The organism is Bacteroides parvus, from assembly GCF_017309675.2.
Taxonomy (GTDB): domain Bacteria; phylum Bacteroidota; class Bacteroidia; order Bacteroidales; family Bacteroidaceae; genus Bacteroides; species Bacteroides uniformis.
Genome location: NZ_CP084680.1, coordinates 762,503 through 775,158 on the forward strand (window position 1 = coordinate 762,503; position 12,656 = coordinate 775,158).

The 12,656-nt window shown below is 47.9% G+C and carries 8 protein-coding genes; 6 read left to right on the top strand and 2 right to left on the bottom strand.

Translation table 11 applies throughout. The annotated features are described in order from the left end of the window. Positions 1-33: 33 nt before the first annotated feature. From JXR92_RS03030 to topA, 3 genes are all read left to right on the top strand, one after another. Positions 34-3,078 (top strand): tetratricopeptide repeat protein, encoded by a 3,045-nt coding sequence (locus JXR92_RS03030; RefSeq protein ID WP_138344695.1) that lies wholly within the window; start codon positions 34-36, stop codon positions 3,076-3,078. Between the two features lie 15 nt (positions 3,079-3,093). Then, positions 3,094-4,725, top strand: a complete 1,632-nt coding sequence (locus tag JXR92_RS03035; protein ID WP_138344697.1) for a TonB-dependent receptor — start codon at positions 3,094-3,096, stop codon at positions 4,723-4,725. A gap of 145 nt (positions 4,726-4,870) precedes the next feature. Then, a complete protein-coding gene (gene topA, locus JXR92_RS03040; protein ID WP_117878815.1) occupies positions 4,871-7,273 on the top strand; it encodes a type I DNA topoisomerase in 2,403 nt (800 codons plus the stop codon). Positions 7,274-7,414: 141 nt separating this feature from the next. Here topA and argS read toward each other — a convergent pair whose 3' ends face one another. Next, on the bottom strand, positions 7,415-9,232 hold the full coding sequence (gene argS / locus JXR92_RS03045; protein ID WP_138344699.1) for an arginine--tRNA ligase: 1,818 nt from the start codon (positions 9,230-9,232) through the stop codon (positions 7,415-7,417). 155 nt (positions 9,233-9,387) lie between these two features. Beyond that, the gene (locus tag JXR92_RS03050; protein ID WP_117878811.1) at positions 9,388-9,654 is read right to left on the bottom strand and encodes an HU family DNA-binding protein; all 267 of its coding nucleotides are present in this window, start codon (positions 9,652-9,654) and stop codon (positions 9,388-9,390) included. Between the two features lie 246 nt (positions 9,655-9,900). Between JXR92_RS03050 and JXR92_RS03055 the strand changes: the two genes are divergently transcribed. The 3 genes from JXR92_RS03055 (at position 9,901) to JXR92_RS03065 (ending at position 12,648) form a co-directional block, all read left to right on the top strand. Continuing rightward, the gene (locus JXR92_RS03055; protein WP_171030407.1) at positions 9,901-10,584 is read left to right on the top strand and encodes a rhomboid family intramembrane serine protease; all 684 of its coding nucleotides are present in this window, start codon (positions 9,901-9,903) and stop codon (positions 10,582-10,584) included. After that, entirely contained in the window at positions 10,565-11,455 is an 891-nt protein-coding gene (locus tag JXR92_RS03060) for a rhomboid family protein (protein ID WP_117964656.1), read from the top strand. Before JXR92_RS03055 ends, JXR92_RS03060 begins: the two co-directional genes overlap by 20 nt. 92 nt (positions 11,456-11,547) lie before the next feature. Beyond that, positions 11,548-12,648, top strand: coding sequence for an endonuclease/exonuclease/phosphatase family protein (locus tag JXR92_RS03065; RefSeq protein ID WP_117600125.1), 1,101 nt, complete (start codon positions 11,548-11,550; stop codon positions 12,646-12,648). The last annotated feature ends 8 nt before the right edge of the window (positions 12,649-12,656 follow it).

Here is a 12,656-nt window from a genome sequence, read left to right on the forward strand (position 1 = left end):
ATTTTTGTAAAATACCTATTCTAACAAAAGAAGATGAAACATAAAATCTCCCGAATATTGTGCACAGCACTCTGTTGCGCACCTTTACTCGCCTCAGCACAAACAAGCGAGAAGAGTACTTCTCCCAAGCGACTCTACCAGGAAGGACAGACGTTGTTCCAACAAAAGGCCTATGCCGCCGCCATCTCCCCGTTGCAAGCCTATGTACGCCAGATGAATGCAGACGGCAAGCCTCTGCCCGACACGGGCGAGCGACAGGAAGCGGAATACATGCTGGTATGCGCCGCATACGAACTCAGAGACCCCAAAAGCATAGACCTGCTCCGTGCCTTCCTGGACGAATATCCCGATACTCCCCATGCCAACCGCATCTACGCACTGATTGCCTCCGCCTACTTCTTCGAAGGCAATTATGACGATGCCCTCGCCATGTTCAACTCCGCCCGCCTCGACCTGCTGGGTTCCGAGGAGCGAGACGACATGACCTACCGCCTTGCCACCTGCTACCTGAAAACGGGCAACGTAAAGGAAGCAGCCATCTGGTTCGAGACTCTGCGTAGCACCAGCCGCAAGTATGCAGCGGACTGTGCTTACTACATCTCTTATATCCGATATACCCAAGGACGGTATGACGAAGCGCTCAGCGGTTTCCTGCCTTTGCAGGACAATGCCAAATACAAGGACTTGGTTCCCTATTACATCGCCGAAATCTATCTGTTGAAGAAGCAGTACGACAAGGCGGAAATCGTGGCGCAGAATGCACTGTCAGCCCATCCCGACGGTCTGAGCTACACCCACACGGCGGAGCTGAACCGTATCCTCGGTACAGCCGAATACCATTTCGGGAAGTATCACGAAGCCGTAAAGTCCTTCGGACAATATATAGAACACAATGCCGAATCTGCCGCTCATAGAAGGGATGCCCTTTACATGCTGGGAATGTCCTATTATCAATGCGGCGTGTATTCGCAAGTCCCCTCCGTCCTCGGCAGAGTGACTGCCGAAAACGACGCCCTTTCGCAGAACGCATACCTGCACATGGGACTGTCTTATCTGCAACTGGCAGACAAGACCAAAGCGCGTATGGCTTTCGAGCAGGCTGCCGCCTCCAACGCCGATATGAAAGTCAAGGAACAAGCCGCCTATAACTACGCCTTATGCATCCACGAGACCTCCTATTCCGCTTTCGGCGAATCGGTGACCGTCTTTGAGAAATTCCTGAACGAGTTCCCGAACTCTCCTTATGCCGAGAAAGTCAGCAACTACCTGGTGGAAGTGTACATGAATACACGCAGCTACGATGCCGCACTCAAATCCATCGACCGCATCTCCCATCCCAGCAAAGCCATTCTGGAAGCCAAGCAGAAGATTCTGTTCCAACTCGGGACCCAGTCTTTTGCCAACACACAGTTCGAGCAAGCCATCGGTTACTTCAACCAAAGCGTCACGCTGGGACAATACAACCTCCAGACCAAGGCAGACGCCCTCTACTGGCTCGGCGAGTCTTATTACCGCCTGAACCGGATGAGAGAAGCCGCCCGCAATTTCAACGAATATCTGTCACTCACCCGGCAGAGGGATACGGAAATGTTTGCCCTTGCCTACTATAACCTGGGCTACATCGCTTTCCACCAGAAAGACTATTCGACGGCAGAGAACCGTTTCCGCAACTTTGTCCAACTGGAGAAAGGCGAAAACCCGACCGCATTGGCAGATGCCTACAACCGCATCGGTGACTGTAACCTGCACGTCCGCCGTTTCGAGGAAGCCAAGCAATACTACGCCAAAGCTGAGAACCTGAACACTCCCGCCGGAGACTATGCCGTCTATCAATTAGCACTGGTATATGGCATGCAGAAAAACTATACGGAAAAGGTGAGCATGCTGGACCGACTTGCAGCCAAATATCCCAACTCGCCCTACGCCATCAATGCCCTCTACGAGAAGGGACGCTCCTACGTACAGAGCAACAACAGCCGCCAGGCTATCGCCACCTTCCGCGAGCTGCTTGCCAAATACCCCGAAAGCCCCGTCAGCCGTAAAGCCGCCGCCGAAATCGGCCTGCTTTACTACCAGAACGACGACTATGACCGTGCCATAGAAGCCTACAAACATGTAGTCACCCAATATCCCGGAAGCGAGGAAGCCCGCCTTGCCATGCGCGACTTAAAGTCCATCTACGTAGATGCCAACCGCGTGGATGAGTTTGCCGCCCTTGCCGCCCAAATGCCGGGAGAAATCCGCTTCGAACCCAGTGAGCAAGACTCGCTGACTTACATCGCTGCCGAAAAAGTATATATGAAAGGCGAAGCCGCACCTGCCAAAGAGAGCTTCACCCGCTATCTGCAAAGTTATCCGGGAGGCGCTTTCAGCCTGAATGCACACTACTACCTCTGCGTCATAGGCAAAGAGCAGAAAGATGACGAGGCGGTATTGGAACATGCCGGAAAACTGCTGGAATACCCCGATAACCCATATTCTGAAGAGGCTTTGCTGATGCATGGAGAAATTCTGTTCAACCGCCAGCAATATGACCTGGCATTGGCCGACTACAAGAAATTGCAAGCCAAAGCCACCACGGCAGAGCGCCGCCAGCTTGGCGCTATCGGTGTACTGCGCTGTGGAGCACTGATGCATGATGATGCGGAAGTCATCAACGCCGCCACAGCCTTGCTTGCCGAAGCCAAGCTGTCTCCGGAGCTCCGGAACGAGGCATTGTACTACCGTGCCAAGGCATACCTCAACCAGAAAGCCGACAAGAAGGCAATGGATGACCTTCAACTGCTGGCCAAAGACACCCGTACCCTTTATGGAGCCGAAGCCAAATATCTGGTGGCATTACAATGGTACAACACCGGTAATTATGCCTCTGCAGAAAAGGAAATCCTTAATTTCATCGACCAGAGCACACCGCATGCCTACTGGCTGGCACGCAGTTTCATCCTTCTGTCTGATGTATATGTAGCCATGGACAAAAAGCTTGATGCACGCCAATACCTATTGAGCCTGCAGCAGAACTACCAGGCCGACGACGATATAGCAAGTATGATTGACGAAAGACTGGAGAAATTGAAGTAAGAAATATAGCACATTATGAAAAAGAAACAATATATCCTCGCAGGAACTATGCTTGTCTCCCTCTCTTGGGGAGCACAAGCCCAGACACAACCCCAAGACACCACCATGAACCGTACGGTAGTCGTGGAACAAGAATATAATCCGGACATCATGGATGCCTCCAAAGTGAACGTGCTTCCCAGGGTGGAACCTCCTACCGTCAGCAAAAAGGCGGTGGAATATGACGCCACCCTGATGCCGGCAACCCATATCCCGGCAGGTATCATGCAAGCCTATACCGGAAAAGAGACGCAGGCGAAAGCGCTGCCCGGATATGTACGCTTGGGATACGGTAACTACGGTAACCTCGATGTACGCGCCAACTACCTCTTCTCTTTATCCCCCAAAGACCGCCTCAACCTGACATTCACAATGGATGGCATGGATGGCAAACTGGACTTGCCGGATAATGGCGGGAAGTGGAATTCATTCTACTACCGTACCCATGCTGCCATGGATTATGTACATGCCTTCAGCAAAGTCGATTTGAATATTGCCGGAAAGTTCAACCAAAGCAATTTCAACTTCCTGCCCGACTTCGTCAGCAACAAGCAGAAATTCGTTTCGGGTGATGTACATTTCGGGGTAAGTTCCACGAGCGACGATATGCCTCTCCAATTCCGTGCCGAAACCAATTTGTTGGTCTACCAGCGCCAACACGACCTCATGGTGAGCAATATCAAAGAAAATATCGTGCGTACCAAAGCCGATGTCACCGGTTCCATCTCCGATGAGCAGACCATCGGCATGGCTTTTGCCATGGACAATACATTCTACAGCGACGGACGTTTCGAGAATCACACCGACGTAGACTTCAATCCATACTATCTCTTTCAGAATGACGACTGGAAAATACGTCTCGGCGCACACGTCGACCTGGCTTTCGGTTTCGGCAAGAAGTTCCGCGCCGCTCCCGACGTAGAAATACAATACATCTTCTCGGACAGCTACATCCTCTACGCACAAGGTAAGGGAGGACGGCTACAGAACGATTTCCGCCGTCTGGAAACCATTACGCCTTATGGCATTACAAACCAGCAGCTTGACAATACCTACGAACAGCTCAACGCAGCCATCGGCTTCAAGGCAAGCCCGGTCAGCGGATTGTGGTTCAACCTATACGGCGGATATCAAGATTTGAAAAACGACCTGATTGACACTCCGACTGTCAAGTCCGACGGGATAAGCAATGTTTACCTCACAGAAGATACCAAGAACCTCTACGCCGGAGCCGACCTGAGCTACAACTACAAGGATGTTTTCTATCTCGCCGCCAATGCCGTCTATCGCCATTGGACAACGGACTCAGACGGTTCTGATGTCGTAGTAAGCTTCAAACCTTCCGTAGAAGGCAATCTCAATCTCAAGGTACGCCCCATCTCCCCACTGCTTGTCGGCATCGGCTATCAGCACATCTCACGCCAGGGCGTGGAGGGCAACAAGGCGGACCCCGTCAGCAATCTCTATCTGAACGGCAGCTACGAACTCTTCAAAGGTATCTCCGTGTATGCGCGCGTGAACAACTTGCTGAACAAAGATTACCAGTACTACTGGGGATACCCTTCAGAAGGTCTTAGTTTCTTAGGCGGAGTAAGCTTCCTCTTTTAATAGGGGCAGCACAAGCCGGAGCTCTAAATTGAACAAAAAAGGTCATTTTTGCTAAATTCTCCTTATATTATAAGGTGGGAAGAATCTTTTTTTCCTACTTTTGCGGGCGAATTCAGTGGCGGGAGTCACTAAAAAACAGAAATTTATGCAGAAAAACCTTGTCATAGTCGAGTCTCCGGCGAAAGCAAAAACCATCGAGAAATTCCTTGGAAAAGATTTCAAAGTCCTTTCCAGCTACGGCCATATACGTGATTTGAAGAAAAAAGAATTCAGTATTGACGTAGACAAAGACTTCAAACCGCATTACGAGATACCGGCGGATAAAAAGAAAATCGTAACCCAGCTGAAAGAAGAAGCCGAGCAGGCAGAAACCGTATGGCTGGCTTCCGATGAGGACCGCGAAGGGGAAGCCATCGCATGGCACTTGTACGAAGTGCTGAAACTGAAGCCGGAACACACCAGACGCATCGTCTTCCATGAAATCACCAAAGGTGCCATCCTGAAAGCGATAGAAAATCCCCGTGACATTGACATCAACCTGGTCGATGCCCAGCAAGCCCGACGTATCCTGGACCGTATCGTAGGTTTTGAACTTTCACCGGTATTGTGGAAGAAAGTGAAACCTGCCCTTTCTGCAGGCCGTGTACAGTCCGTAGCCGTCCGTCTCATTGTAGAGCGCGAACGCGAGATACATGCATTCCAGACCGAAGCATCCTACCGTGTTACCGCCGTATTCCTCGTTCCGGACACTGACGGCAAAACAGTGGAAATGAAAGCCGAACTGGCGCACCGGCTTAAGACAAAGGCAGAAGCCCGGAAATTGCTGGAGAGCTGTAAAGCAGCCACGTTTACCATCAGCGACATCACTACCCGTCCGCTGAAGAAAACTCCCGCAGCCCCGTTCACCACCTCTACCTTGCAGCAGGAGGCTGCCCGCAAACTGGGCTTCACCGTGGCACAGACCATGATGGTGGCGCAACGTCTGTACGAATCCGGATTGATAACCTACATGCGTACCGACTCCGTCAACCTTTCCGAACTTGCCGTCAACGCCAGCCGTGAAACCATCTCCAACCTGATGGGCGAACGTTACGTACACAACCGCCACTTCGCCACCAAGACCAAAGGAGCGCAAGAGGCCCACGAAGCTATCCGCCCCACCTATATGGAGAATGCCAAGATAGAAGGTACCCCACAGGAAAGAAAGCTGTACGACCTCATCTGGAAACGTACCATCGCCTCGCAGATGGCAGATGCCGAAGTGGAAAAGACAACCGTAACCATTGCTATCAGCAACGAGACGGAGACTTTCACTGCAACCGGCGAAGTGGTGAAATTCGACGGTTTCCTCCGTGTCTACCGCGAATCATACGATGATGACGTAGAAACCCAGGAAGATGAGGCACGCCTACTGCCCCCTCTGAAAAAAGGACAGAAGCTCGAACATGAAGGTATCACCGCTACCGAACGTTTCACCCAACACCCTCCCCGCTACACGGAAGCAAGCCTTGTGCGCAAATTGGAGGAACTGGGTATCGGACGTCCGTCTACCTATGCTCCGACCATTTCCACCATCCAGCAACGCGAATACGTGATAAAAGGAGAAAAAGCAGGTGAAGAACGCACCTACAATGTGCTTAACTTGCAGGGTAATGAAATAACGGACAACAACCATACAGAAATCACCGGAGCTGAAAAGTCAAAACTGATGCCGACAGACACCGGTATTGTGGTCAATGACTTCCTGATAGAGTACTTCCCGGACATCCTTGACTACAACTTCACTGCGAGCGTCGAAAAGCAATTCGACGAAATAGCCGAAGGTGACAAGCAATGGACCGCCATTCTGAAAACATTCTATAAGAAATTCCATCCTTCAGTAGAAAACACACTTGCCGCGAAAACCGCCCACAAGGCAGGCGAACGGATTCTAGGAACAGACCCCGTCAGCGGAAAACAAGTGTCTGTAAAAATCGGACGTTTCGGCCCAGTAGCACAGATAGGTACTGCCGAAGATGAGGAAAAGCCCCGTTTCGCCCAGGTAAAAAAAGAAATGTCCATCGAGACCATTACGCTGGAAGAAGCGCTGGAGCTGTTCAAACTTCCCCGTACTCTCGGAGAGTATGAAGGCAAGAATGTAGTCGTAGGTGCGGGACGTTTCGGACCTTATATCCAGAACAACGGCTTGTATGCCTCGTTACCCAAGACAATGGACCCGATGACCGTTACGCTGGAAGAAGCTATTGAACTTTTGCAAAAGAAACAAGAAGCAGAAGCCCAGAAACATATCAAGAAGTTTGAGGAAGAACCGGAACTGGAAATCCTGAATGGACGCTATGGCCCTTACATCGCTTATAAAGGCAGCAACTACAAGATTCCTAAAGACATCATCCCTCAAGACCTGAACCTTCAGGCTTGTCTGGAAATTGTGAAACTGCAAAGCGACAAGGATACGGGCAAGTCTAAGCGGACTGCAAAGGCGGTGAAAGCAACGAAAACGACTAAAACAACCGCCAAGGCAACTGCCAAAACAAGCAAGACAAAATAGGACTTAGTCTACACGTATAAAATGGGAGAAAGGAGGCGATAATTTAAACTTCTATTATTTATACCACAAGAATAAAAATTGTACTATAAAAGAATAAGCCCGAAGAAGTATCCCCGGGCTTATTCTTTTATAGTGCGATGTTTACATCCTATCCGGCACCTCAATTCCCAGTAAGCCCATACCTAAGCGTACCACTTTGGCTACATTCTCGGACAATGCAAGGCGGAATACCTTCACTGCTTCGTTCTCCTCACGCAAAATGCTGAAGTCATGGTAGAACTGGTTATATTCCTTCACAAGGTCATACGTATAGTTTGCAATGATGGACGGGCTGTAATCCTCACCTGCCTGCTTCACAATAGCGGCAAAGTCGGCAACCATCTGTATCAATCCCTCTTCCTTCTCACTCAGTTCAATGCCGGCAGGCAACTGAGCAGGGATTTCGATACCGGCCTCTTTTGCCTTGCGGAGAACAGACTGGATACGTGCATAAGTATATTGGATGAACGGTCCCGTATTACCATTAAAGTCGATGGACTCTTTTGGATTGAATGTCATGTTCTTGCGGGCATCCACTTTCAGGATGAAGTACTTCAAGGCACCCAGACCAACGATACGGGCGATATTGTCCGCCTCTTCCTTTGTCAGACCATCCAGCTTACCCAGTTCATTGCTGGTTTCCTTGGCTGTATCAATCATCTCCGCCATCAAGTCGTCAGCATCAACTACTGTACCTTCGCGGCTCTTCATCTTGCCCTCGGGAAGTTCCACCATACCGTAAGAGAAGTGCACCAACCCTTTACCCCATTCGAAGCCCAGTTTGTCGAGCAGGATGGACAATACCTGGAAATGGTAATTCTGTTCGTTGCCTACCACATAAATCATCTTGTCGATGGGATAATCTGCAAAGCGGAGTTTGGCAGTACCTATATCCTGCGTCATGTAGACGGATGTACCGTCCGCACGCAGCAGCAGCTTGTGGTCCAGCCCCTCCCCCGTGAGGTCCGCCCATACAGAGCCATCTTCTTTCCGGTAGAAAAAGCCTTTCTCCAGGCCTTCCATCACCTTCTCCTTACCTTCGAGGTACGTGTTTGATTCGTAATATATCTTATCAAAAGTTACACCCATCATACGGTAAGTCTCGTCGAAGCCTGCATACACCCAGTCGTTCATCTTCTTCCAGAGCGCACGTACTTCCGGGTCATTGGCCTCCCACTTTACCAGCATTTCACGAGCCTCCTTCATCAAAGGAGATTCAGCTTCTGCCTTGGCTTTGGCTTCTTCCTCATTCATGCCTTCGCTTTGGAACTTGGCCATCAGTTCTTTCACTTCCGCTTTATAATGCTTGTCGAAGGAAACATAGTAATCGCCAATCAAGTGGTCTCCCTTCTTGCCGGATGATTCGGGAGTTTCACCATTCCCGTACTTCTGCCGTGCCAACATGGACTTGCAGATATGAATTCCACGGTCATTGACAATATTTGTCTTTACTACCTTATTACCGTTGGCAGCCACTATATTAGCCAGCGCATTTCCCAAAAGATTGTTGCGTACATGGCCCAAATGAAGCGGTTTGTTGGTGTTGGGAGAAGAATACTCAATCATCACCAATGGAGAGTTGTCAGTAGCAGCCACGATACCGTACTGCTTGTCCGCATGAATGCCATTCAACAATTCTATCCACGCAGAGGAGGCAATGGTCAGGTTCAGGAAGCCCTTAATGACATTAAATGCTGCAACCGAAGACTCGTTTGCCTGCAAGTATTCACCGATTTCCTGGGCCGTCTGCTCCGGTCCTTTCTTGGACATACGGAGGAAAGGGAATACAACCAGCGTGAGGTGTCCCTCAAATTCTTTCTTGGTTTTCTGCAACTGCACTTGTGCGGCAGGAACATCCTGTCCGTAAAGCGCTTTCAGTCCGCCGATGACGGACGATACCAGTTTCTGTTCTATATTCATGATTCAAATGTATTTTCCTGCGTGCAAAGATAGCGTAAACCGAAATCAGTACAAAACAAGCAGGCTTGTTTTTATTGACTCACAAGATATTCAACATACAAAGAGGGGACGCTCCTTGTAAAACGTCCCCTCTTTGTATGTTGAGTATACTGTTCTTATTCAGCTGTCAATTCCGCACCTGGTTTGAATTTAACAACTTTCTTTGCAGCAATCTCGATAGGCTTTTTAGTAGAGGGGTTGATACCCATACGCGCTCCTCTTTCCACCACACTGAAAGTTCCAAAACCAACCAATGATACTTTATCACCGGCCTTCATTGCCTTAGTGACTGATGCGATAAATGCATCCAATGCTTTCTTTGAATCAGTCTTTGACAAACCAGACTCCGCTGCCATAGCGCTAATAAGTTCCGCCTTATTCATAATGCTTAAAATTAATTAATATGTTACACAAAAGATATTTTTACTTTTCATCACAAACCTCCACAAAAATAGAGCAATATTTCTGAATATCAAATAAAAACATTAAAAAAATATTGGAAAACAACGAAAAAGAAGGAATAGAATCTGCTTTTTCTGTTATAGAACAGAATTTATTCGTATTTTTGCCGGAGAAAGCAAAAACAGGCAACTGTTTTTGAACTGTAAAATGAATTGAAACAACAGATTATGAATACTATACCTACTGTAACCAAGAACCTTTTAATCATTAATGTGCTGATGTTTCTGGGTAGCATTGTCGCCCAAAGCTACGGCATCGACCTCGCCCAATATCTGGGATTGCATTTTTTCCTTGCCGAAGATTTCAATGCAGCACAATTGATAACATATATGTTCATGCATGCCGGATTCGCGCACATATTTTTCAACATGTTTGCCGTATGGATGTTCGGACGTATTTTAGAGCAGGTATGGGGGCCTAAACGATTTCTGTTCTACTATCTGGCATGCGGTATAGGAGCCGGAATTATTCAGGAGGTGGTACAGTATATTCATTATGAGACAGTGCTTTCCGCCTATGACAGCGTGAATACCGGCATGGCCATCATCCCGATGGAGGAATATCTCAATATGATGACTACCGTGGGAGCTTCGGGAGCAGTATACGCCATTCTGCTGGCATTCGGCATGTTGTTCCCCAACCAGCAAATGTTCATCTTCCCGTTACCGGTTCCCATCAAGGCCAAATATTTTGTTATCGGATATGCCCTGATTGAGCTATATGCCGGATTTGCAAATAACGCAGGAGACAATGTGGCACACTTTGCACATCTGGGCGGTATGGTATTCGGTTTTATCTTGATTATGTATTGGAGAAAAAAGAACAGAGGAAATGGCTACTATTATAACTGATTTGAAAGAAAACTTTCGCAGAGGAAATATCTATATCCAGTTGATTTACATCAATGCAGCGGTATTCATATTCACCACTCTGACTGAAGTCATGCTCCAATTGTTCAATCGGAGTATGATGGGAATATTCGAATGGCTGGAATTACCGGCATCACTTTCACGCTTCATTCTGCAACCGTGGTCACTGCTGACGTACATGTTCATGCATGCAGGATTCATGCACATTCTTTTCAACATGCTGTGGCTTTATTGGTTCGGAGCACTATTCCTGAACTTCTTTTCTGCAAAGCATCTGCGTGGTGTGTACATTTTGGGAGGAATCTGCGGTGGTTTGCTCTATATTGCCGCCTATCATATTTTCCCGTACTTCCACCCCATGATAAATTACTCTTTCATGCTGGGTGCCTCTGCTTCCGTGCTTGCCATCGTAGCTGCCACAGCCTATCGTGAGCCCAACTATCCGATACATCTATTTCTTTTCGGAACCATCCGACTGAAGTATCTGGCGCTTATCGTTATAGGCACCGATTTGCTATTCATTACCTCCAGCAATGCCGGTGGACACATCGCACATTTGGGAGGTGCGCTGGCAGGGTTATGGTTTGCTGCCAGCCTCAGCAAAGGCAGTGACCTGACCTCATGTATAAACAAATGTCTGGATGCTTTAGTTTCCATCGTCAGCTTTAAACCCCGAAAGCCGAAAATGAAAGTACATTACGGTACCAGTAAACAAAAAGATTATGATTACAACGCACGGAAAAAAGCCCAATCCGACGAAATAGACCGCATTCTCGACAAATTAAAGAAATCGGGATACGAAAGCCTTACTACGGAGGAAAAGAAAAGCTTGTTCGACGCAAGTAAACGTTAAACAAATGGAAAACGGAAAGTGGAATATGGAGAATGAGAAAATAGCCGCCACTCTTATTTTCAGTTTTCACCTTTCAATTTTCAATTATTATAATGAAGTATTTAGGTAATTTTGTCGCCCTCCTGATTTTGGCGGTCAATGCCTTGTTTACGGGCTTGCTACTGTTTACCGCCTATAGTCCGCACATACAGCCGGTCACACATCCGGTGCAGTCGTGCCTGGGACTGACATTTCCCGTTTTTCTGATGATAAATATAGGCTTCTTCATCTTTTGGCTGGTCATCCAGCGTTACAAAACCGCATTGCTTCCCTTGATAGGATTACTACTTTGTTATTCACAGACACGCACTTATCTGCCCATCAACTTTCATACAAACAAGTTGCCTGAAACAAGTTTCAAATTACTCTCATACAACATCATGGGATTTGACGGAGCCATCAAGCAGAATGGCAAGAATCCCATACTGACTTATTTAAAAGAAAGTAATGCCGATATCCTCTGCCTCCAAGAATACTCCACGACAGAATCATCCCGGCACCTTTCGCAAAAAGATGTGGAACAGGAACTCAAGGCATATCCATATCACCGCATCAACACGGTGGGCAGGGAAAAAGGGCATACCAACAAGATAGCATGTTATTCCAAATATCCGATTCTCTCGGCACGTGTACTAGATTATTCCAGCGAGTACAACGGTTCGGTACTGTATGAAGTAAAAATAGGAGAGGATACAGTCACCCTCATCAACAATCATTTGGAGTCCAACAAATTGACCAAAGCCGATAAAGCCGTGTACGAAAACATGCTGAAATCCCCTGAAAAAGAAAAGGTGAAAAGCGGTATGCGCCTGCTCATACGTAAATTAGCAGAGGCATCAGCCATCCGCGCACCGCAAGCTGACACGATTGCACACGAAATAACAGCTTCACCACATCCTTGTATCATTGTATGTGGCGATTTCAACGACACCCCCATCTCTTATACTCATCGTACCATCGCCCAAAATCTGGACGATGCATTCACCAAATCAGGACGGGGATTAGGAATTTCTTACAATCAGAACAGATTCTATTTTCGGATAGACAATATATTGACCAGCAAGAACCTGAAAGCCTACAATTGTACAGTAGACCGTTCCATCAAGGATTCAGACCACTATCCGATATGGTGTTATATCACCAAAAAGAATTGAGAATTGAG

Bases quoted from the DNA above. Each gene is read 5' to 3' on its own strand.
- JXR92_RS03030 (WP_138344695.1), top strand. From the start codon at position 34: ATGAAACATAAAATCTCCCGAATATTGTGCACAGCACTCTGTTGCGCA.
- JXR92_RS03035 (WP_138344697.1), top strand. From the start codon at position 3,094: ATGAAAAAGAAACAATATATCCTCGCAGGAACTATGCTTGTCTCCCTC.
- topA (WP_117878815.1), top strand. From the start codon at position 4,871: ATGCAGAAAAACCTTGTCATAGTCGAGTCTCCGGCGAAAGCAAAAACC.
- argS (WP_138344699.1), bottom strand. From the start codon at position 9,232: ATGAATATAGAACAGAAACTGGTATCGTCCGTCATCGGCGGACTGAAA.
- JXR92_RS03050 (WP_117878811.1), bottom strand. From the start codon at position 9,654: ATGAATAAGGCGGAACTTATTAGCGCTATGGCAGCGGAGTCTGGTTTG.
- JXR92_RS03055 (WP_171030407.1), top strand. From the start codon at position 9,901: ATGAATACTATACCTACTGTAACCAAGAACCTTTTAATCATTAATGTG.
- JXR92_RS03060 (WP_117964656.1), top strand. From the start codon at position 10,565: ATGGCTACTATTATAACTGATTTGAAAGAAAACTTTCGCAGAGGAAAT.
- JXR92_RS03065 (WP_117600125.1), top strand. From the start codon at position 11,548: ATGAAGTATTTAGGTAATTTTGTCGCCCTCCTGATTTTGGCGGTCAAT.